Here is a 21,246-nt window from a genome sequence, read left to right on the forward strand (position 1 = left end):
ACCATGACCACGATTGCTGCCAACCCGTCCGATCTGCATGACCATGATCATGCACATGACGACCACAAGCCCGCGTTTTTCCAGCGCTGGTTCATGTCGACCAACCACAAGGACATCGGTACGCTGTACCTGATCTTCGCGATCGTCGCGGGGATCATCGGCGGTGCCATTTCCGGCCTGATGCGCATGGAGCTGGCTGAGCCCGGCGTCCAGTATCTGCAGGGCTGGGCCTCGATGATGCAGGGCAGCGAAGCCACGCTCGACCAGGCCTATCACATGTGGAACGTGCTCATCACCGCGCACGGCCTGATCATGGTGTTCTTCATGGTCATGCCAGCGATGGTCGGCGGCTTCGGCAACTGGTTCGTTCCGATCATGATCGGTGCGCCGGACATGGCCTTCCCGCGGATGAACAACATCTCGTTCTGGCTGCTGATCCCCGCATTCGCGCTTCTGCTCGGTTCGACCTTCGTTCCCGGCGGTTCGGGTCTGGGTGCGGGTACCGGCTGGACGGTCTATGCTCCGCTGTCGACCAGCGGTTCGGTCGGACCTGCCGTCGATCTTGCCATCCTTTCGCTGCACCTTGCCGGTGCATCGTCGATCCTCGGTGCGATCAACTTCATCACCACCATCTTCAACATGCGCGCTCCGGGCATGACGCTCAACAAGATGCCGCTGTTCGTGTGGTCGATGCTGGTCACCGCGTTCCTGCTCCTCCTCTCGCTGCCGGTTCTGGCCGCAGCCATCACCATGCTGCTGACCGACCGCAACTTCGGTTCGGCCTTCTTCAACGCCGCAGGCGGTGGTGACCCCGTTCTGTATCAGCACCTGTTCTGGTTCTTCGGCCACCCCGAAGTGTACATCATGATCCTGCCCGGTTTCGGCATGATCAGCCACATCATCGCAACCTTCTCCAAGAAGCCCGTGTTCGGCTATCTCGGCATGGCCTATGCCATGGTCGCCATCGGCGTCGTCGGCTTCGTGGTGTGGGCGCACCACATGTTCACCGTCGGTCTGTCGGTCAACATGAAGATGTACTTCACCGCAGCAACCATGGTGATCGCGGTGCCCACGGGCATCAAGATCTTCTCGTGGATCGCGACGATGTGGGGCGGTTCGCTCACCTTCAAGACCCCGATGGTCTGGGCGCTCGGCTTCATCTTCATGTTCACCGTGGGTGGCGTGACCGGTGTCGTGCTCGCCAATGGCGGCGTCGACGACAACCTGCACGACACGTACTACGTGGTCGCCCACTTCCACTATGTGCTCTCGCTGGGCGCGGTGTTCTCGATCTTCGCAGGGTTCTACTACTGGTTCCCCAAGATGAGCGGCCGTCACTACAACGAGCTGCTGGGCCACCTGCACTTCTGGGTGTTCTTCATCGGCGTGAACATCCTGTTCTTCCCGATGCACTTCCTGGGCCGTCAGGGCATGCCGCGTCGCTATCCCGATTATCCCGAGGCGTTTGCCTACTGGAACGAGATCGCCTCGCTCGGCTATGCGATCATGGCTGCCGGCATGCTGATCTTCTTCGTGAACATCGCCTATGCCATGGTTGCCGGACGTCGTGCCGAAGGCAATTACTGGGGCGAGGGTGCCACGACGCTGGAATGGACCCTGTCCAGCCCGCCGCCGTTCCACCAGTTCGAAACGCTGCCCGTCATCAAGTAAGGCAGGCAGAGTTCGGGCAGATTGACGGGCCGACACGGATGTTTCCAGGTCGGCCCGCAGCCCCTCCCCGAAAGGGAGGGGTTTGCCATATGGGTAATGAGTGACATGACCGAAGCCGTTCAGCAGTTGGATCGTCAGGCAGGCGCCGTTCCGGCCCCGCATGGCGCGCTCATGCCCGCACACTGGCGGGACTTCTGGGCATTGACCAAACCCGGCGTGATCCGCCTGGTGGTGTTTACCGGCCTGTGCGGGCTTCTGGTTGCGCCCGGGACCATTCACCCGGTCATCGGCTTCGTTGCGATCCTGTGCATCGCGATGGGCGCGGGCGGTGCCGCAGCGCTCAACCAGTATCACGAATCCGATCTCGACGCGCTGATGAAGCGCACCGCCAACCGCCCGATCCCCGCAGGCCGCATGGACCGCGAGGCCGCGCTGCAGTTCGGCCTGGCGCTGTCGGGCTTTTCGGTGGTGATCATGGGGCTGGCGGTCAACTGGCTGTCGGCTGCTATCCTGGCATTCTCGATCTTCTATTACGCCGTGATCTACACGGTCTGGCTCAAGCCCAATACGCCGCAGAACATCGTCATCGGTGGTGGGGCAGGGGCGTTCCCGCCGGTGATCGGCTGGGCTGCGGTGACCGGTGATGTCACCATGCTGCCGATCCTGCTGTTCTCGATCATCTTCTTCTGGACCCCGCCGCACTTCTGGGCGCTCGCACTGTTCGTGAAGATGGATTATGCGCGCGTCGGCATTCCCATGATGCCCAACGTCGCGGGCGAGAAATCCACGCGCCGTCAGGTGTTCGGTTATTCGCTGGTGCTGCTCGCGACCGCCATGGCGCCGTTTGCGCTCGGCCTTGCTGGCTGGACCTATGGCGCAAGTGCGCTGGTGCTCTCGGGCGTGTTCGTGCTGCTGGCCGCACGCGTCGGCTTCCGCGTCGCGGGCGAGGGCGATGCACTCAAGCCCGAAAAGCAGCTGTTTGCCTATTCGATCCTGTATCTGTTCATGATCTTCACCGCGCTGGTCATCGACCGGGCGGTGCTGCCGGCCATCGCGGCATGACCGAACAGCCCACATCGACCACGCAGGCGCCCGATTTCAACGATCCGGAGGTCCTCGCCCAGTTGCGCGCGCGTCAGCGCAGCCGCGCGCTGTTCATGGCCGCGATTCTCATCGCCTTGTGCGTGATGTTCTATGTCATCACCATCGTGAAGATCGGGGTGTGGGGATGAACGCCGCGACGCTTTCTCCCGATGTTTCGCGCCGCAACCGCAAGGCTGCTCTCCTCGCTCTGTGCTTTGCGGGCGGAATGCTCGGCATGGGCTATGCCGCGGTGCCGCTGTACCGCATCTTCTGCGAGGCAACCGGCTTTGGCGGAACCACGATGAAGGTCAGCGAAGAGACCGCGTCGGCAATCGCGGTGACGGACAAGCAGATCGTGGTGCGGTTCGATTCGAACGTGTCCTCGGCGCTGCCGTGGCGCTTCAAGCCGGAAAACCCGACCGAGAAGATTACTATCGGTGCGCGCGACATGGCCGCGTTCGTGGCGGAGAATCTTTCGAGCAAGCCGGTGACCGGAACCGCGACGTTCAATGTCACGCCCGTGCAGGCCGGTCGGTATTTCGCCAAGGTCCAGTGCTTCTGCTTCACCGAGCAGACGCTGCAGCCGGGCGAGAAGGTGCGGATGCCGGTGATCTATTATGTGGACCCGGCGATCCTCACCGATCCGGACACCAAGGATATCGAAGAGATAACCCTCAGCTATACCTTTTACCCGCTGGACCAGGCGAAAAAGGGCAGTTAAGGGCTTAGTTTGAAGACGCTTTAGGGACGACAGGGACCAGACCGATGGCCGGAACAAAGAACCACGATTATCATATTTTGCCGCCCAGCATCATTCCGTTCGCGGGATCGATGTCGGCGCTGCTCATGGCCGTAGGCGCGATCCTGTGGATGCACAGCGTCGATCCCTCGGGCATAGTTTTCTACGCCGGTGTCGCTGCCGTGGCAGCTACCTTCTATTTCTGGTGGGCGCAGGTCATCAAGGAAGCGCATGCGGGTGATCACACCCCGGTGGTGCAGTTGCACCTGCGCTACGGGATGATCCTGTTCATCGCTTCGGAAGTCATGTTCTTCGTCGGCTGGTTCTGGGCATGGTTCGATTTCTCGCTGTTCCCGTCCACCGCGGACGTGATCGGCGGAACCTGGCCGCCCAAGGGTGTCGAAGTGCTCAACGCCTTCGAACTGCCGCTGCTCAACACGCTGATCCTGCTGTGCTCGGGCACCACCGTCACCTGGGCGCACCACTCGCTGATCAACGGCGACCGCGATGGCCTGATCAAGGGCCTGTGGCTCACGATCATCCTGGGCATCGTGTTCAGCTGCGTGCAGGCCTATGAATATTCGGTCGCGCCTTTCCCGTTCAAGGACCTGAACTATGGTTCGGCCTTCTATATGGCGACCGGTTTCCACGGCTTCCACGTGCTGGTCGGCACGATCTTCCTGATCGTCTGCCTGGTGCGCTCCTATAAGGGCCACTTCACCCCCAAGCAGCATTTCGGCTTCGAAGCCGCTGCATGGTACTGGCACTTTGTCGACGTGGTGTGGCTGTTCCTCTTCCTCGTCATCTATGTCTGGGGTGGTTGGGGTGCGGTGACGCATTGATATCCAGCCGATGAACCGGCGCGGTCATCATGGATGATCCGCAAATCCAAAAAGGGCAGTCTGGTCTGGTCCAGGCTGCCCTTTTCGGCGAATGCCCCGCGTGCGGATCGCGCACGCTGTTTGCCGGCTGGGTACGCTTTGCGACCCGCTGCCGCGCGTGCGGGCATGATTTTTCCAGCTACAATGTCGGCGATGGGCCTGCCGCGTTCCTGATCCTCGTGATCGGCGCGCTGGTGTGCGCCCTTGCGCTGGTGCTTCAGGTCAGGATGAGCCCGCCGTTCTGGGTGCACATCCTGCTCTGGGTGCCGATCACCAGCGCGCTGGTGCTGCTGTCGCTGAGGGTCTCCAAGGCGGCCATGCTGATCCACGAGGCTCGCGCCGAAGTGCGCGAAGGCAAGATCGCCGATGACACGAGGCTAGACCCATGAAACGCCTGCCCCTGTTGCCGACCCTGGTGGTCGGTATCGCCATCGCGATCATGATCGGTCTGGGCGTTTGGCAGCTCCAGCGCATGGCGTGGAAGGATGCGCTGCTGAAGGAATACGCCTCGGCGTCCGATCAGCCCGCGATCGCCTGGCCGGCAGTGCCCGATGCCGGGTCGCTGCCGCTGTATCGCAAATCGTCGGTCAACTGCCTCACCGTCACCGGCTGGTGGTCGTCCAGCGGCCGCAGTGCGCGCGGACAGGCGGGGTGGGTGCATATCGCTTCGTGTTCGACCGGCGCGGAAGGCCCCGGCGCGCAGGTGGTGGCCGGGTGGTCATCGCGGCCCGACGATCCGGTCTGGTCCGGCGGGCAGGTCGGCGGCATCATCGCACCCGACAGCACGCATCTGATCCGGCTGGTCGCGGCGCCTCCCGTGGCGGGGCTTGACGCCGTGCAGCCGCCCTCGCCGGAGGACATTCCGAACAATCATTGGGCCTATGCGATACAATGGTTTTTATTCGCAGCGATCGCTGCCGTTATATACGGTGTGGCAGTCGCACGGCGGACGCGATCCTGATCGTCCGCATGACGCCTGAGGAGAGATGATGCAGGGCGGACATTATTACGGGTTTCACAGGGTCTCGCATTCCGACCTGCCGATGCTGGAGGCCTGGCTGGAAACGCCCGAGGTGCAGAAATGGTGGGGTGACCCGCGCCATGAACTCGCGCTGATCGAGGAGGACATGGACAATCCCGACATGGTCCAGCTGATCGGGATGCTCGATGGCCGCCCAATCGCCTATATCCAGCATTTCGAGGTGCATGCCTGGCCGCAGAAGCATCTGCAGGATCTGCCGCAGGGTGCGCGGGCGGTCGATTGCTTCATCGGCATCCCCTCGCTGATCGGCAAGGGCCATGGTGCCAAGCTGCTGGCGATGCTGGCCAAGCAGCTTGCCGCGCAAGGGGTTCGCGTGCTGTGCATCGATCCCGATCCGCACAACCAGCGCGCACGCAGCGCCTATATTCGCGCAGGCTTTGTCGAGCATGGCGAGATCGAGACGCCGGAGGGTCCCGCCGTGCTGATGTTCTACGAAAGCCCGGAAGACTGACGCGCAGGTTGCATGCGGCATGCAGGCCCGCTAACGGGTCCAACCCATGGACTATATCAGCACCAGGGGGAAAGCAGCGGCGCTCGATTTCGAGGGCGTGACGCTGGCAGGTTTGGCAAGCGATGGCGGGTTGTATGTTCCGCGCAGCTGGCCGAAGTTCACGCAAGCCGAGATCGCGGCGATGGCGGGCCTGTCCTATGTCGATCTCGCGGTGAAGATCATGGCGCCGTATGTGGCGGGCAGCCTGACAGAGCACGAGCTGCAAGGGCTGTGCGAAGCGGCTTATGGGCGCTTCTCGCACAAGGCGGTGACGCCGCTGGTGCAGCTGGACCAGAGCAACTGGCTGCTCGAACTGTTCCACGGGCCGACGCTGGCGTTCAAGGATGTTGCGCTGCAATTGCTCGGGCATCTGTTCGAACGCTTCCTTTCGAACCGCGACACCCATCTGACCATCGTCGGCGCGACCTCGGGCGATACCGGCTCGGCGGCGATCGACGCGGTCGCGGGGCGCGAGAAGGTCGATATCTTCATGCTCCATCCCGATGGCCGCGTCTCCGACGTCCAGCGGCGGCAGATGACCACAGTGCTTGCCCCCAACGTCCACAACATCGCGATCGACGGAAGCTTCGACGATGCTCAGGCGATGGTGAAGCGGATGTTCGGCGATCCGGATTTTGCCGGCAAGTTCACGCTGTCGGCTGTCAACTCGATCAACTGGGCGCGGCTGATGGCGCAGATCGTCTATTATTTCGCCGCCGCGCTACAGCTGGACGCGCCGCACCGTCCGGTCGCGTTCTCGGTGCCCACGGGCAATTTCGGCGACGTGTTCGCAGGCTATGTCGCCAGCCAGATGGGACTTCCGATCGCGCGGCTGGTGGTCGCGACCAACGTCAACGACATCCTCCACCGCGCATTGAGCGCGGGTGATTACTCCGCCGGCAGCGTCACGCCGACCGCGGCGCCATCGATGGACATCCAGGTCAGCTCGAACTTCGAGCGGCTGCTGTTCGATCTGGAAGGCCGCGATGGCGCGTTGACTGCGGCGCGGATGCAGGGCTTCGAGGCGAGCAAGGCGATGCAGCTGACGCCCGCAATGCGCGAGGGGGCCAACGGCATCTTCGCCAGCGCGCGGATCGACCCGGAAGAGATGGGTATCGCGATGCGCCGGGCATGGGATGATGCGGGCCAGGTGCTCGATCCGCACACCGCGATCGGCCTTGGCGCGGCGCACCGGCTGCAGGATGAAGGCACGCTCGATCGCGCGATCCCGTGCGTCACGCTGGCCACCGCGCATCCCTCCAAGTTCCGCGATGCGGTCGAACGCGCCACGGGCCTGCGCCCGCGTCTGCCCACCCGGGTCGGCGACCTGTTCGAGCGCGCCGAGCGGTTCGACAAGCTGGCGGGCGATTACCACACCGTGCGCGATTACATCGCCACGCGCGCTGTCCCTGCCCGGGGCTGACGCTCAATTATGGCCGCTCTCGATCCGCAACCGGTGCTGATGATCGGCGAACCGCGCGAGGATTACACGCTGATCGACAGCGGTGGCGGGCGCAAGTTCGAGTCTTACGGCCCGTATCGCTTCGTCCGCCCCGAGCCGCAGGCGATGTGGCCGACGACGCTGCCCGACTGGGACGCCGATGGCGCGTTCATCCCCGGATCGGACGAGGATGGCGGCGGCAAGTGGCAGCTCGAGCCCAACGTGCCGCGCGATGGCTGGCCTTTGGCGTGGGAGGAGGTGCGGCTGACCGCGCTCAACACACCCTTCAGGCATCTTGGCTTCTTCCCCGATATGGATCCGGTGTGGCGCTGGCTGCGCGAGCAGATCGGCGAGCATCAGGGCGATGAGCCCGCCAAGGCGCTCAACCTGTTCGGCTATACCGGGGTCGGCACGCTGGCAATGGCGGCTGCGGGCGCCGAACTCACCCATGTCGATGCCTCGAAGAAGTCGGTGGCGGCAGCGCGGGTCAACGCCGCATTGTCGGGCATGGAGTCGCTGCCGATCCGCTGGCTGGTCGATGATTGCGTCAAGTTCGCCGCGCGCGAGGTGCGCCGGGGCAAGCGCTATGACGCGATCCTGCTCGATCCGCCCAAGTTCGGGCGCGGACCCGAGGGCGAGGTGTGGAAGCTCGAGGAGCATCTGGCCGGCCTGATCGCCGATTGCCGCCGGCTGCTCGATGACCGCTCGCGCTGCCTGTTCCTCACTGTCTATGCGGTGCGGATGTCGGCGCTGGCGCTGGGCGAACTGCTCGCGGCGCATTTCGCCGATCTGCCCGGGAAGATCGAGGTCGGCGAGCTTGCGGTGCGCGAGCAGGCGGGGGGACGATTGCTTCCCACTGCCATCTTCGCGCGCTGGTCGAACAGCTGAACGCTTGCGTTGCCGCGCGCAATTTGCGAACGCGCAGCGCACATTGACGACTTCCGGCATACTCCGGCAAGCGACGCTCTTGATGCAGAACAGGCTACCCACATTGACCGATACCAAACCCGACAGCCTGATCCTCGAGGTCGCCGATTTCGATGTCAACGTTCTCACCGGCATCTATTCGGAAGAGACCAAGCTGCCCCAGCCGCTGCGCTTCACCATCCAGGCGGAGATGCTGGCTGAGGATCATTACGGGCCCGATACGCCGCTGGCGGCATCCAAGAACTACATGGATCTCAAGCACGCAGCCTCGACCGCGCTGCCGCAGGGCGTGCATTTCACGTTGATCGAGGCGGTCGCGGATCATGTCATCGAGACGCTGTTCCTGCAGGACCCCCGCATCCGCCGGCTGACGATCAAGATCATCAAGCTGGCGATCGCCGAGCAGGGCGAATCGATCGGCATCACTTTGACCCGGACGCGCCGGTGAGCGCGGCGGGCAGCGCGCGACTGGCGCTCGTCACGGGCGGATGCCGCCGGGTCGGTGCTGCCATTGCTGCCGAACTGGCCCGATCGGGCTGGGCACTGGCGCTGCACGGACGCAGCGATGCGGTGCCCGATGCCGAACTGGCAGAGGTTCTTGCGGAGTGCGAAACGCACTGGCACGGCTTTACCGCCGATCTGGGTCAGGCTTCGGCGCCTGCGAAACTGATCGCTGCGGTGATCGCGCATTTCGGCCGCGCGCCCGATCTGCTGGTCAACAACGCCTCGCTGTTCGATTATGACGACCTTGCCAGCCTGACGCCGAAGATGCTGACCGATCATTTTGCGGTCAATACCTTCGCGCCGGTGCTGCTGGCGCGCGATCTGGTGGCAGCAGCAGGGGAGGGGGCGCAGCCTGCGATCGTCCAGATCATCGACCAGCGGGTTCGCAACCCCAATGGCGACCAGCTGTCCTATACCCTTTCCAAACAGGCGCTGGCCGAATCGATCCGCACGCTCGCGCGCGCCTTCGGGCCCAGCGCGCGGGTCAACGGCGTCGCGCCCGGGCTGACGCTGGCGACCAGCGACTATGACGACGCGCAAATGGCACGACTCGCCGCGCGGATGCCGCTGGGGCGGTTGTCCACGCCGCAAGACATTGCACGTGCGGTGCGCTACCTTGCAGACGAGCCGGCGATCACCGGCCAGTTGCTTTTCGTCGATGGCGGTGCCCATATGCTCAGCCTGGATCGGGACTTTGTTTTCCTGGACAAGCAGGAAGAGGCCTGAGCCCGTAGGGCCGAACAGGGGGGTGACCCCATCAGCCCGAAATATTGGAGATTACCATGCGTTCACAAGCCGTTGCTGCCCTGCTGGGTCTGACCCTCACCGTCGCGGCCTGTGGCAGCCAGGATGGCGGCGGCGATCCGGTCAAGCGGATCGATCCCAAGAGCCTGGAGGTGGCCGAGGCCAGCGGCGAGGTCGAGCCCGATGCCATCTTGCGCGTCGATGAGGTGGTGCTGCGCAACCCCGATCTGTCGACGCTGGCGCGCGCGATCAAGGCAGCCGGCCTTGCTGAGGCCTTGGGCGCCGACACGCCGATGACGCTGTTCGCGCCCGACAACGGTGCCTTCGACAAGGTCGGGGTCGATGCGCTCGCCGAGCTGCTGCTGCCCGCCAACAAGGAGCGGCTGGCGACCGTCCTGAAATATCACGTCATCCCCGGACGGCTGACCGCCGCCGATCTGCGCAAGCGCATCGGCGACAGCGGCGGCAGCGTCGAGATCGTGACGCTGCAGGGCGAAAGGCTCAACGCTTCGGTCGAGCTCGACCAGATCCGCCTGTCCGACGCCAGCGGCAACGTCGCCTCGATCGCGCTGCCCGATCTGGCGGCGAGCAATGGCGTGGTGCACGGCATCGATCAGGTGCTCGGCCCGCAGCTTTAAGGCTGCAGACTTCGGCCTGAACTTTTACCGGTCCGCTTTGGTCATTCCTGCGAAGGCGGGAATCCCGATATTTTGCTGGTATTGGCGCAGAAGCGGGACCCCCGCGTGCGCCGGGGTGACGAGGATAGGGACGCGGATTGAGCGCTCAATCCCCCGCCAGCGCGGCGTTGGCGGCGCGGAGCTTGCGGTCGAGCGCGCTGTTGATCTGGCGCTCTATCACCGTGCGCGCATCCGGGTGAAGATCGAGGTACTGGCGCAATTTCGGCGCGGACACGCACCAGAAGCGGCTGTCGGTGGTCAGCCGCACGGTGCCGGTGGCAGGCTCGCCGCTCAGCGCGGTCGCATCGCCGATCAGGTCCCCGCCTGAAACCGCACCGACAGGATTGCCGTGCAGCGTGATCTCCGCCGCGCCATCGTGCAGATAGAACAGGTGGCTGATTGCCTCTCCCTCGTTGATCAGCACCTCCCCGCTGCGTCCGGTAATCCAGTTGCCCTGGTCCATCAGATGGCGCGCTCCGGCGCGGGTCATCTCGCCCATGAAGCTCGAGCGCAGCGCCTCCTCCTCTGCCGAGAATCGCGAGTTGCGCTCGGCCATCAGATAGCGCGCCAGCATCGATGCGCTGATCACGAGCAGCACGAAGAACCAGAAGGCAAGGCCGAGGTCCTTGGCGAAACCCAGCGCAAAGCCGAGCCCGGCGAGCGATGCTGCGACGATCCCGAGTCGCATCCACGGCATCGGCGGGGCGATCAGCGCGACCGCGAGTATCAGGAAGGTGAGATGCCCAAGCCAGGCACCTTCGGCAAAACCCAGTCCAAGCGGCATGTCGTCAACTCCTGAAATCGCGCAGAGCATGGCAAATGCGTCGGGCTGCGGCAAGCGGTGGATGCAAGCTGCTGGGGCGGTGCGGCGAGCCGGGGATGTTTTTGCGAAGGCCCGGGCAGGATTGCCTTGAAAGTGAAGGGCGAACCAGCGATAAGGCGCCATAAGACAAGACTAAAGGGTCGCATCGTTAGTCTATCGGGGGCCGGCTTCTCATGGAGCCGGGGGTAAAAGCGACGATGCACAATTCAGGGCTTTCGGCCGTATCGCGGGTGGGTGGTGTTCGGGCTGTGTTTGCAGCGCTCGGGTGCCTTGCCCTTGCCATCGGCGCTTTCTTCATCGCGAATTTTGCCGGGGCGGAGCGGCTCGAGGCACAGGCCTCGCGCGCCGCATCGGGCACCCATATGGGCGTCGGCAGCTGCGCCGGATCGACCTGCCATGGCCGCAACGAGGCCGATGGCGAAGTCGTGCGCCAGGACGAGCTGTGGCGCTGGCAGGAAGAATCGACACCCGGCGGCGCGCATGCCCGTGCGTTCCGCGTGCTCGGCGAACAGCGCAGCCTCGCGATCGGCAAGAAGCTGGGGATCGGCGATCCGCGCTCTGCCGCGATGTGCCTGGGCTGTCACTCCACGCCTGCTGCCGCCAAGGGCCCGCGCTACCAGGCGAGCGACGGCGTAAGCTGCGAAGCCTGCCATGGCGCGGCATCGGGCTGGCTGGCGAGCCATTATGCCACCGGCACCAGCCATGCGCGTAACGTGTCGCAAGGGCTCGTCCCGCTGGAAAATGCGCAGGCGCGTGCGGGTGTGTGCCTCGACTGCCATCTGGGCAACGATGCGCCGGGCCAGTTCGTCAACCACCGCATCATGGCGGCGGGGCATCCGCGCATCGCGTTCGAGCTCGACCTCTTCTCCACGCTGACCCAGCACCATGACGAGGACGCCGACTATCGCCAGCGCAAGGGCAAGACCAATTCCATGCGGATGTGGGCGGTGGGTCAGGCGATCGCGCTCGAACGCTCGCTCAGCCTGTTTGGCAAGCCAGGGCTGGGCACGGAAGGCGTGTTCCCAGAATTCTATTTCTTCGATTGCCACAGCTGCCATCGCCGCATCTATGATGAGGAAGATGCCCGCCCGGCGAAGATCTCCAATCCCGGCCGTCCGATCCCCACCGGCATGCCGCCCTATAACGACGAGAACATGATCATGCTCTCGGCGGCGGTGCGGATCGCCGCGCCCGAGCTGGCCCAGCAATATGAGGGGCAGACGCGCGCCTTCCACGCCGCGATGGCGCAGGGCAGGGGGCCTGCGGTAGAAGCGGCCAACCGGCTACGACAGACCGCGATGGCGCTCGCCGACCGGTTCAGCCGCAGCGACTTCACCCGCGCGCAGACCTTCTCGATCATGGAATCGATCGCGAGCGAGGCGATTTCCCCGCGCTTCACCGATTACGAAGGCTCGGTGCAGGCGGTGATGGCGGTCGACACGCTGCTCAGCGGTCTGGTGACCCAGGGTCAAGTCTCGGGCGGGGCGGCGACATCGCTGCGCGCGCAGATCAACCAGGCTTATGCCGCGGTGGCCGAGCCCAATTCCTACAAGCCTCTGGAATTCCGCCGGGCGCTGGGCGGGGCCGTGCGCACCATCCGGGCGCTGCAGTGATCCGGGTGGCAGGGAGATGACCAAAGTGGGACGTTCCGGGGTGTCTGTTGAGGTGAAGTCGGTCAGGGTCGCAGATGTGCGGAGTATTGCGGCATGATGCGGATTGGCAAGGTTACGGCGTCGCTGGCGGTGCTGGCACTCGTGCTCAGCTCCTGCGGGGGCGGCAACAGCAGCGGTACCACGCCTGCGCCAAGCCCGACCCCGACACCCAATCCGGCGCCGCCGCCCAGCGGCGGCAATTTCGTCGCGCCGGCGCAGGAATCGCTCAGCGTGGGCGAGGTTCAGACGATCATCGCCCAGGCGGTGAGCGAGGCGCAGCGCCGCAACCTGCCATCGGTGATCGCGGTGGTCGACCGGGTCGGCAATGTGCTGGGCGTGTTCCGCATGAACGGCGCGCGGGCTCAGGCGCGCACCAGCGCGATGACCGAGGCGGGGCTGAACAGCCCGCTGGTCGATGCGCAGGGGCTTGATGTGCCCGCCGAAATGGCGGCGATCTCCAAGGCAGTGACCGGTGCGTACCTGTCGAGCGGCGGCAACGCCTTCTCCAGCCGCACCGCCAGCCAGATCGTCCAGCAGCACTTCCCGCCGGCGCCCTCGACGCGCGGGCTGGAGAGCGGCCCGCTGTTCGGGGTGCAGTTCAGCCAGTTGCCCTGTTCGGACCTTGCGGCGCGGTTCCAGTCGGCAGGTGGCACCTCTGCGCTGATCGGCCCCAAGCGCGCGCCGCTAGGCCTTGCCGCTGATCCCGGCGGTTTGCCGCTCTACAAGAACGGCGTGGTCGTCGGCGCGATCGGCGTGATGGGCGATGGCGATTACGGCTTCGATCCCAACATCCTCGACCGCGATATCGACCCCGAAGAGGCGATCGCCTTTGCCGGAACCCAAGGCTTTGCCGCGGCCGACGCCATCCGCGCGGACCGTATCACGGTGGATGGCACCAGCCTCAGGTTCAGCGATATCACCGGCAGCGACATCGGCTCGGTGTCGGGCAATTTTGCGGCGATCAACGGCACTGCCGGCAGCCTTGTCGCGGTGCGCGGTTACAGCACCGCCGCGATCATCGCTGGCACGCCCTATGGCACCGAGGCTTCGGGCATCCGCGCGGCGCGCGCTGCCGAGTTCAACAATTCCGATGCGTTCATCCTGACCGATGGGGCGGGCAACAACCGCTATCCGATCCGCGCCGGTACCGACAGCGCGAGCAATTCGCAACCGCTGACAGCGGCGGAGGTCCGCGCCGTGCTGGAAGAGGCGTTCACCGTGCTCACCCGCGCGCGCGCGCAGATCCGCCGCCCGCTCGACAGCCGGATGCAGGCGTCGATCTCGGTCGTCGATACGCATGGCGAGGTGCTCGGCATCGTCCGCTCTCCCGATGCGCCGATCTTCGGCATCGATGTGTCGCTGCAAAAGGCGCGCACCGCGATGTTCTTCTCCAACGCCCAGGCGGCTTCCAACCTGATGTCGGCAGGTGGGGGAGTCGCCCCGTTCGTCCAGGCGATGCGCACCTTCCTCGGCGACACCAGCTCGCTCACCGGCAATTTTGCCTATGGCAACCGCAGCGTCGGCAATCTCGCGCGGCCCTATTTCCCCGATGGCGAACTTGGGCGACCGCCAGGCCCGCTGTCGCGCCCGATCGAGGATTTCAATCCCTTCGCGGTGGGGCTGCAGGTCCAGCTGGTCGCCGCCAACATCATCCAGCATGCACAGTTCGTCTCGGGCGCATCGCCCACCGACACCGCTCAGCGCTGCACCGCGCTGCCCGATACCGCGCAGGGACAGAACCGGCTCGAAAACGGCATCCAGATCTTCCCCGGATCGGTCCCGATCTATCGTGGCAGCCAGCTGGTCGGCGGCATCGGGGTGTCAGGTGACGGCATCGATCAGGACGACATGGTCAGCTTCCTCGGGCTGAACAACGGCGGCGCGCGGGTGGGCGGTATCGGCAATGCGCCCAAGGATCGGCGCGCGGACCGTATCGTGGTCAATGTCGGCAGCGCACAGGTCCGGCTGCGCTATGTCAGCTGCCCGTTTGCGCCGTTCCTCGATACCAACGCCCAGAACGTCTGCGAGGGTCTGTAGATGACTGCGTCGCTCGTCGCCCTTATCCCGATCATGGCGTTCGCCGGGACTGGCGACGTGGCAGGCGACGCGTCCACCGGACCCCTGATGCGGCACGGGCCGCAGACGGCGACCTCTGCGCTGGCGGCCGCCGATCTGGGGCGCAGCCTTGCGCTCACCCGCATCGCGCTGACGCATGACGAGGCGCCCTCCATGGCCGCCCCGGTTATCGCGGATCGGGCCGCAAAGGCTGTTTCGGTCCGCAGGGCGGTTGCCCCGGCACCTTATCGGCTGAGCTCGCCGGTCGGCACGCTGGACGATGGCGCCTATGGCTGGGCGCAGGACGAGCTTTTGCTCACCGCCGCGCAGGAGGCGCCGCCTGCCGCAGGTGCCGTGCCGCCGACGCTGCCCACCGCAGATCCCGCGGCAGATGCCGATGCGATCGATGCCGACGAGGCGCTGATCGATGACCGCCGCCGTCCGGGGATCGAGAAGAAGCTGCCCGACCGGGTGACGCAGGACAACCCCGGCGCGGTGCGCGCGCCTGCGCCCGAGGCGTTCCCGACTGACGAGTTTCCGGTGCCAGATCGCTGGCGCATCGTCACCTCTCTGTGTCCGACCAAGAATGGCGACAAGTCGATCTACAGCCTCTATCCGAACCTCTCGAACGTCTGCCGCTCGAAGCTCGACCCCTATCACCAGAACATCCTGAAGGGTGACCGGCCGCTGCCCGAGGGCAAACGCCCGGGCTTCCTCAAGGAAGACGACTGGTTCTTCGTGGCCAATGTGATCTCGGATACCGTGGTCGAGCCGCGCAGCTTTCCGACCCCGGTGGGCGTGCAGACGACTTCGCGGCCCGACAGCCTCGACGTGTTCGGCCGCGCGGACTCGCTTGTGCTCGCACAGACGATCATCGCAGGGGTGGCGCTGATCAAGGGGGAGACCACCTACAAGCCGCCGGCGATCGAGTACCGTTTGACGCTGGCGGCGCAGGTCAACCATGTCGATGTCAACGAACGCCGCATCCTGTTCGTCGAGCCTTCCAGGCCGACGCAGCGCACCGACCATTTCGTCGGCATCCAGGAAGCGTTCATCGACTATCACCTCGGCGCCTATGATACGTCGCGCTATGATTTCATTTCACTGCGCGCAGGGATCCAGCCGATGCAGGCGGACTTCCGCGGCTTCCTGTTCCAGGACAACCAGCTGGGCATCCGCCTGTTCGGCAACCGCGACAACAACCGCTTCCAGTTCAACATCGGCGCGTTCTGGCGGCTGGAGAAGGACACCAATTCGGGCTTGAACAGCGTGGTTGATAGCCCGCGCGACGACTGGGTGTTCTTCGCCAACGCCTATCGGCAGGACTTTCCGGTTGTCGGCCTGACCAGCCAGGTCTCGGTCACCTACAACATGAACCGCGAGGGCGGGCGCGAGCTCAAGATCGACGACAACGGCTTCCCGGTGCGTCCGGCGCTGCTGGGCGATCTGCGCAGCCGCGAATATGACGTAGTGTATCTGGGCTATGCGGTCGATGGCCGTATCGGCCGGATCAACCTGACCGGCCAGCTGTACGGGGCGTTCGGCGAGGACCGCAACAGCTTCTTCACCAGCCGCAAGGCCGATATTCGCTCCTATTTCGGCGCCGCCGAGGTCAGTTATGATTACGACTGGGCGCGTTTTCGGCTGCAGGGCCTGTTCGCCAGCGGCGATGGCGATCCCTATAACGACACCGAGGCCGGGTTCGATGCGATCTTCGAAAACCCGATCTTTGCCGGTGCCGACACCAGCTACTGGATCCGCCAGGTCATCCCGTTTGCCGGCGGCGGCCGCGCGGTGGGCGTCAACACCCGTAACGGCATCCTCAACAACCTGCGCTCGTCCAAGGAGCAGGGCCAGTCGAACTTCAACAACCCCGGCACCGTTCTGCTGGGCGCGGGTGCTGACTTCGACCTCAGCTCGACCACCCGGCTGTCGGCGAACCTCAACCATCTGTGGTTCCACAAGACCGACACGATCGAGGCGTTGCGCCAGGAAGGCACGGTGCCCAGCTCGATCGGGACCGATGTTTCTGCTGCGTTGATCTGGCGGCCCAACGCCAACCAGAACCTTGTCTTCCGCCTTTCGGGAGCGGTGTTCGATCCGTCCAAGGGTTTCCGCGACCTGTTCACCCAATCCGGCAAGTCAGACCTCTTTTATTCGGTGCTGTTCAATGCAATTCTGGCGTACTGATCGGGCGCGCGGCAACGCGCTGGCCTTCAATTTGGGGGCCTTCAACTGGAAGCTGCTGCTGGCGAGCCTGCTGCTCATCACCTTGGGCACGCTGCCTGCCGATCAGCTGCTCGCCTCAGGCAAGGAAAAGGCGCAGAAGGTCAAATACACCTTCACCGCGCCCGCGCCCGAGAACCAGGAATGGGCCGAGGCCGACGCCAAGAGCGCAGGCTGCCAGTCTTGCCACACCGCCAGCGACCACAAGACGATGCACGCATCGCCTGCGGTCGTGCTGGGCTGCACCGATTGCCATGGCGGCGATGCGACCATCATGGGCGACAACAATTGGGGCCGCGACAGCCTGCCCTATCAGGACGCGCTGCTGAAGAGCCACGTCCTGCCCAAATATCCGGTGGCGTGGAAATGGCCATCCTCGGCCAATCCCCAGCGCTCCTACGCGCTGCTCGCCAAGGAAGCGCCCGAGTTCATCCGCTTCGTCAACCCGTCCGATTACCGCGTTGTGCGCGAATCGTGCGGTGCCTGTCATATCGAGATCATCGAGGCATCCGAGCGCTCGCTGATGGCGACGGGCGCGATGCTGTGGGGCGGGGCGGCGTACAACAACGGAATCGTACCGTTCAAGAACTACATGTTCGGGGAGGCGTTCACCCGCGACGGCAAGCCTGCGATGATCAAGTCTGCGGCGACCGAGCCGGGCGCGGCGCATGGCACGGTGACCGCGGCGGAAAAGGCGCGCGGTGCGCTGCCGGTGATGTACCCACTGCCGACATGGCACATCCTGCCGCCGGGCGACATCTTCCGCGTGTTCGAGCGTGGCGGACGCAACATCAACTCGCAATTCCCGGAAATCGGCCTGCCCAACACCGGCGGCATCATCCAGCGTCTGGAAGAGCCGGGCCGCCCCGATCTCAAGCAGTCGAACCGCGGACCCGGCACCGGCCTGCGCGTCGCGGTGCCGGTAATCAACATCCACAAGACCCGCCTCAACGATCCGTTCCTGTGGCAGATGGGCACCAACGACCAGCCGGGCGACTATCGCGCATCGGGCTGCGCGGCGTGCCACGTCGTCTATGCCAACGACCGCGAACCGCGGCACAGCCTGATCTATGCAAAATACGGCCGCGACGGCCAGACGATCACCGACGATCCGACGATCAACGCGCTGACCGAGGGGCAGAAGCGCCCCGGTCGCTATGGCGACTATGACGCCGCCGAGCATCACGAAGAGCATGGCGGCGCAGGCGGTCATGGCGGCGACCATGGCACCACCCTGGCCGAAGGTGCAGGCGAGCACGGCGCGTCGCATGGCGCCGGAACTGGCGATGGCCATGCCGCCAAGGATACGCACGCCCAGAAAGCCGCGTTCAAGGAAAAGGGCCATCCGCTCAAGCATGCTTTCACCCGCGCGATCCCGACCGCGCAGTGCATGAACTGCCACATGCACCAGCCCAACATCTTCCTGAACAGCTATCTCGGCTACACGATGTGGGATTATGAATCGGACGCGCCATTGATGTGGCCGGGGCCGGAGAACCGTGCGCCCAAGCCCGAGGGCATGTCGGAAGAAGAGTATCAGCGCGTCTACAAGCGCCAGCATTATCCCACCGCCAAGGAAGTGCGCGCGACGCTGGACCGCAATCCGGAAGGCGCCTCGGCGCGCGGCCTGTGGTCGGACATCGATTTCGTCCGCAATGTCTACGATCTCAACACCGAGGCCAAGGACACCCAGTTTGCCGACTATCACGGTCATGGCTGGAACTTCCGCGCGATCCTGAAGCGCGACCGCAAGGGCAATCTGCTCGATGCGGAAGGCAATATGGCGACCTGGGGCACCGACACTGCCAACATGGTGTCGCCCGACGATCCCGAGAAATTCCGCAAGGCGGGCGAGGGCAAGTTCGTCCCCGTCGGCACCAACCCCGGCAAGGCGGTCCACATGATGGACATCCATGCCGAGCTTGGCATGCAGTGCGTCGATTGCCACTTCAGCCAGGACGGGCACGGCAACGGCCTGATCTATGGCGAGGTCGCCAATGCGGTCGAAATCGGCTGCAAGGACTGCCACGGCACCCCCGATGCCTACCCGACGCTGTTCACCTCGAACCTCGCCGCGCGGCCCAAGGGCAACAATCTGTCGCTGATCCGCAATCCCGATGGCCAGCGCCGCTTCGAATGGATGAAGGACGCGACCGGCAAGCGCGTTCTGATCCAGCGCTCGGTGCTCGATCCGGAACTGTCCTGGCAGGTGAGCCTGGTCAAGGATGCGGTCGACCCCGCCAGCCCCGATTTCAACCCCAAGGCCGCGCGCTCGAAGCTGATGGCCAAGCAGGGTGCGGACACCGGCAAGTACAGCTTCGGTCCACAGGTCGCCAAGGCCGACCGCGCGCACAACACCGAAGAGATGGCGTGCTTCACCTGCCATCTCAGCTGGACGACATCGTGCGGCGGCTGCCACCTGCCGATCGAGGCCAACTGGAAGGCCAAGGTCCACAAATACGAGGAAGACGAGACGCGCAATTACGCGACCTACAATCCGCAGGTCGCGCGTGACGAGATGTTCCAGATCGGTCGCCACCAGACCAGCAAGGGCAACATCATCGCGCCGATCCGCTCGACCTCGGCGCTGATCCTGTCGTCGACCAACATCAACCGCGAGCGCATCTATGTGCAGCAGCCGCCGATCTCGGCGCCCGGCTTCTCGTCACAGGCGTTTGCGCCGCACTTCCCGCACACGGTGCGCAAGACCGAGACCAAGCAGTGCTCGGACTGCCATCTGAGCGAGGCGAACGACAACAACGCCGTGATGTCGCAGCTGCTGCTGCTCGGCACCAACTTCGTCAACTTCGTGGGGCTCAACAGCTGGTTCGGGCTCGAAGGCGGCTTCGAGGCGGTGCGCGTCACCGAATGGGACGAGCCGCAGGCGGTGATCGGATCGTATCTCCACCGCTACGCCTATCCCGATTACTACAAATTGCACGTCGAGAAGAACGGCCGAGAGCTCAAGAACTGGACCCGGGGTCCGATCTTCGACGACAAGTTCTCGGGCGAAACCTATGCGCGCGAGGAGTTCGCCAATGTCGTGCAGGGCACCGACGGCCGGGTGAACTGCCTGCAGAACCGCGGCGAATACATGTTCGTGGCCGAGGGCAGGGGCGGTTTCCGCGCCTATGACATCGCCTCGATCGGCAACAAGGGCTTTTCCGAACGCATCATCCGCGCGCCGTTCTCGTCGCTGGGGCATGACACGCATGTGAAGACCACCAACGCCACCTGCATGGCGATCGCCACCACCCAGCCGATTGCACCCAGCCGCAACACGCCGGCGATGCGCGAGGCCAACCAGGAACAGCCGTTCCGTGCGGTCTATCACTACGCCTTCGTCACCGACAGCGTCGAAGGCCTGATCGCGGTCAACATCGATACGCTGGCCGATGGCGAGTTCCGCAACAACTTCTTCAAGCGGACGCTGACCTGGAACCCGGACAACGTGCTCAAGGGTGCGCGCCACATTACGCTGGCAGGTGACTTTGCCTATATCACCGCCGATGCCGGGCTCGTCGTGGTGCGGCTGGCGGATGAACCGCCCGCCAATGCCCCGCGCGATTTCGATTACTCCAAGCTCAACCCGCAACTGATGGCGGTGCTGCCGCTTCAGGATGCGCGCGCGAGCGCGGTGCAGTTCCGCTATCTGTGGGTGACCGATGCAGACGGCATCAAGCTGTTCGACATCACCCGGCTGGAAGCGCCCGTTGCGGTGCCTTCGGGCACGGTCCGGCTGGCGGATGCACGCAAGCTCTATCTTGCGCGCACATTCGCCTATGTCGCAGCCAAGCAGGACGGGCTAGTCATTATCGACATGACCAACCCGGAAGCACCGCGCGAGTACATGCGTTACAACGCCGGCGGTCAGCTCAATGATGCCGAGGACGTGATCGTGGGCTCCACCAACGCGACGCTGTTCGCTTATGTCGCCGATGGACGTAACGGGATGAAAGTGCTGCAGCTGACATCGCCATCGAGCCAGCCCAACTTCTATGGCTTCTCGCCCGACCCGAGGCCCGACCTGATCGCCTGGACCGGAACGCCGACCCCGGCGATCGCCGTCGCCAAGGGGCTCGATCGCGACCGCGGCGTGGACGAATCGGGCGGTCAGATGGCGATCTTCGGAAGGCTGGGCTCGCGACCCTTCACCCGGTCCGAGATGGAGAAGCTTTTCCTGAACAGGAGCGGCAAGCCCTACAAGGTCAGCGATACCGTCACGATGGCCGACTGGATGGGGCCGCGCCCTGCGATGCTGGCCGCCAGAGGAAACTAGGCGGCAGCGGAA

General features: G+C 64.6%; 18 protein-coding genes. 17 read left to right on the plus strand and 1 reads right to left on the minus strand.

Translation table 11 applies throughout. The annotated features are described in order from the left end of the window. Nucleotides 1-3: 3 nt before the first annotated feature. From ctaD to BSY18_RS03555, 13 genes are all read left to right on the plus strand, one after another. Complete coding sequence (gene ctaD, locus BSY18_RS03500) at nt 4-1,671, plus strand: cytochrome c oxidase subunit I (RefSeq protein WP_069049666.1); 1,668 nt, start codon at nt 4-6, stop codon at nt 1,669-1,671. Nucleotides 1,672-1,776: 105 nt separating this feature from the next. Next, nucleotides 1,777-2,733, plus strand: a complete 957-nt coding sequence (locus BSY18_RS03505; RefSeq protein ID WP_083231290.1) for a heme o synthase — start codon at nt 1,777-1,779, stop codon at nt 2,731-2,733. Continuing rightward, nucleotides 2,730-2,903 carry a hypothetical protein gene (locus BSY18_RS21220; RefSeq protein ID WP_162892381.1) on the plus strand — a complete coding sequence of 58 codons (174 nt, stop codon included), beginning with the start codon at nt 2,730-2,732 and terminating at the stop codon, nt 2,901-2,903. The genes BSY18_RS03505 and BSY18_RS21220 overlap by 4 nt, the downstream gene beginning before the upstream one ends. Next, a complete protein-coding gene (locus BSY18_RS03510) occupies nt 2,900-3,475 on the plus strand; it encodes a cytochrome c oxidase assembly protein (protein WP_054133257.1) in 576 nt (191 codons plus the stop codon). Before BSY18_RS21220 ends, BSY18_RS03510 begins: the two co-directional genes overlap by 4 nt. A gap of 44 nt (nt 3,476-3,519) precedes the next feature. Then, complete coding sequence (locus tag BSY18_RS03515; RefSeq protein WP_054133212.1) at nt 3,520-4,335, plus strand: cytochrome c oxidase subunit 3; 816 nt, start codon at nt 3,520-3,522, stop codon at nt 4,333-4,335. Between the two features lie 29 nt (nt 4,336-4,364). Continuing rightward, complete coding sequence (locus BSY18_RS03520; protein WP_069049667.1) at nt 4,365-4,763, plus strand: DUF983 domain-containing protein; 399 nt, start codon at nt 4,365-4,367, stop codon at nt 4,761-4,763. After that, on the plus strand, nt 4,760-5,335 hold the full coding sequence (locus BSY18_RS03525; protein ID WP_069049668.1) for an SURF1 family protein: 576 nt from the start codon (nt 4,760-4,762) through the stop codon (nt 5,333-5,335). Before BSY18_RS03520 ends, BSY18_RS03525 begins: the two co-directional genes overlap by 4 nt. A gap of 25 nt (nt 5,336-5,360) precedes the next feature. Continuing rightward, nucleotides 5,361-5,867 carry a GNAT family N-acetyltransferase gene (locus BSY18_RS03530; RefSeq protein WP_083231291.1) on the plus strand — a complete coding sequence of 169 codons (507 nt, stop codon included), beginning with the start codon at nt 5,361-5,363 and terminating at the stop codon, nt 5,865-5,867. 46 nt (nt 5,868-5,913) lie between these two features. Next, nucleotides 5,914-7,329: a threonine synthase gene (gene thrC, locus BSY18_RS03535; protein ID WP_069049669.1), complete on the plus strand. Its 1,416-nt coding sequence runs from the start codon at nt 5,914-5,916 to the stop codon at nt 7,327-7,329. A 9-nt stretch (nt 7,330-7,338) separates the two neighbouring features. Next, nucleotides 7,339-8,235: a class I SAM-dependent methyltransferase gene (locus tag BSY18_RS03540; RefSeq protein WP_069049670.1), complete on the plus strand. Its 897-nt coding sequence runs from the start codon at nt 7,339-7,341 to the stop codon at nt 8,233-8,235. Between the two features lie 82 nt (nt 8,236-8,317). Continuing rightward, entirely contained in the window at nt 8,318-8,722 is a 405-nt protein-coding gene (locus tag BSY18_RS03545) for a dihydroneopterin aldolase (RefSeq protein WP_054133256.1), read from the plus strand. Continuing rightward, nucleotides 8,719-9,504: an SDR family oxidoreductase gene (locus BSY18_RS03550; protein ID WP_069049671.1), complete on the plus strand. Its 786-nt coding sequence runs from the start codon at nt 8,719-8,721 to the stop codon at nt 9,502-9,504. Before BSY18_RS03545 ends, BSY18_RS03550 begins: the two co-directional genes overlap by 4 nt. 56 nt (nt 9,505-9,560) lie before the next feature. Further along, the gene (locus BSY18_RS03555; protein WP_054133205.1) at nt 9,561-10,160 is read left to right on the plus strand and encodes a fasciclin domain-containing protein; all 600 of its coding nucleotides are present in this window, start codon (nt 9,561-9,563) and stop codon (nt 10,158-10,160) included. A gap of 145 nt (nt 10,161-10,305) precedes the next feature. Here BSY18_RS03555 and BSY18_RS03560 read toward each other — a convergent pair whose 3' ends face one another. Then, complete coding sequence (locus tag BSY18_RS03560) at nt 10,306-10,983, minus strand: Crp/Fnr family transcriptional regulator (protein WP_054133204.1); 678 nt, start codon at nt 10,981-10,983, stop codon at nt 10,306-10,308. A 269-nt stretch (nt 10,984-11,252) separates the two neighbouring features. Between BSY18_RS03560 and BSY18_RS03565 the strand changes: the two genes are divergently transcribed. The 4 genes from BSY18_RS03565 (at nt 11,253) to BSY18_RS03580 (ending at nt 21,234) form a co-directional block, all read left to right on the plus strand. Further along, a complete protein-coding gene (locus BSY18_RS03565) occupies nt 11,253-12,635 on the plus strand; it encodes a multiheme c-type cytochrome (protein ID WP_069051671.1) in 1,383 nt (460 codons plus the stop codon). Between the two features lie 93 nt (nt 12,636-12,728). Continuing rightward, entirely contained in the window at nt 12,729-14,711 is a 1,983-nt protein-coding gene (locus tag BSY18_RS03570; RefSeq protein WP_054133203.1) for a heme-binding protein, read from the plus strand. Continuing rightward, on the plus strand, nt 14,712-16,919 hold the full coding sequence (locus BSY18_RS03575) for a hypothetical protein (protein ID WP_069049672.1): 2,208 nt from the start codon (nt 14,712-14,714) through the stop codon (nt 16,917-16,919). Continuing rightward, complete coding sequence (locus BSY18_RS03580; protein ID WP_236823439.1) at nt 16,900-21,234, plus strand: LVIVD repeat-containing protein; 4,335 nt, start codon at nt 16,900-16,902, stop codon at nt 21,232-21,234. The genes BSY18_RS03575 and BSY18_RS03580 overlap by 20 nt, the downstream gene beginning before the upstream one ends. Nucleotides 21,235-21,246: the final 12 nt, after the last annotated feature.

Source organism: Blastomonas sp. RAC04 (assembly GCF_001713435.1).
GTDB classification, from domain to species: Bacteria; Pseudomonadota; Alphaproteobacteria; order Sphingomonadales; family Sphingomonadaceae; genus Blastomonas; species Blastomonas fulva.

Coding starts and splice junctions, on each gene's coding strand:
- ctaD (WP_069049666.1), top strand. CDS start 4: ATGACCACGATTGCTGCCAACCCGTCCGATCTGCATGACCATGATCAT.
- BSY18_RS03505 (WP_083231290.1), top strand. CDS start 1,777: ATGACCGAAGCCGTTCAGCAGTTGGATCGTCAGGCAGGCGCCGTTCCG.
- BSY18_RS21220 (WP_162892381.1), top strand. CDS start 2,730: ATGACCGAACAGCCCACATCGACCACGCAGGCGCCCGATTTCAACGAT.
- BSY18_RS03510 (WP_054133257.1), top strand. CDS start 2,900: ATGAACGCCGCGACGCTTTCTCCCGATGTTTCGCGCCGCAACCGCAAG.
- BSY18_RS03515 (WP_054133212.1), top strand. CDS start 3,520: ATGGCCGGAACAAAGAACCACGATTATCATATTTTGCCGCCCAGCATC.
- BSY18_RS03520 (WP_069049667.1), top strand. CDS start 4,365: ATGGATGATCCGCAAATCCAAAAAGGGCAGTCTGGTCTGGTCCAGGCT.
- BSY18_RS03525 (WP_069049668.1), top strand. CDS start 4,760: ATGAAACGCCTGCCCCTGTTGCCGACCCTGGTGGTCGGTATCGCCATC.
- BSY18_RS03530 (WP_083231291.1), top strand. CDS start 5,361: ATGATGCAGGGCGGACATTATTACGGGTTTCACAGGGTCTCGCATTCC.
- thrC (WP_069049669.1), top strand. CDS start 5,914: ATGGACTATATCAGCACCAGGGGGAAAGCAGCGGCGCTCGATTTCGAG.
- BSY18_RS03540 (WP_069049670.1), top strand. CDS start 7,339: ATGGCCGCTCTCGATCCGCAACCGGTGCTGATGATCGGCGAACCGCGC.
- BSY18_RS03545 (WP_054133256.1), top strand. CDS start 8,318: ATGCAGAACAGGCTACCCACATTGACCGATACCAAACCCGACAGCCTG.
- BSY18_RS03555 (WP_054133205.1), top strand. CDS start 9,561: ATGCGTTCACAAGCCGTTGCTGCCCTGCTGGGTCTGACCCTCACCGTC.
- BSY18_RS03560 (WP_054133204.1), bottom strand. CDS start 10,983: ATGCCGCTTGGACTGGGTTTTGCCGAAGGTGCCTGGCTTGGGCATCTC.
- BSY18_RS03570 (WP_054133203.1), top strand. CDS start 12,729: ATGATGCGGATTGGCAAGGTTACGGCGTCGCTGGCGGTGCTGGCACTC.
- BSY18_RS03575 (WP_069049672.1), top strand. CDS start 14,712: ATGACTGCGTCGCTCGTCGCCCTTATCCCGATCATGGCGTTCGCCGGG.
- BSY18_RS03580 (WP_236823439.1), top strand. CDS start 16,900: ATGCAATTCTGGCGTACTGATCGGGCGCGCGGCAACGCGCTGGCCTTC.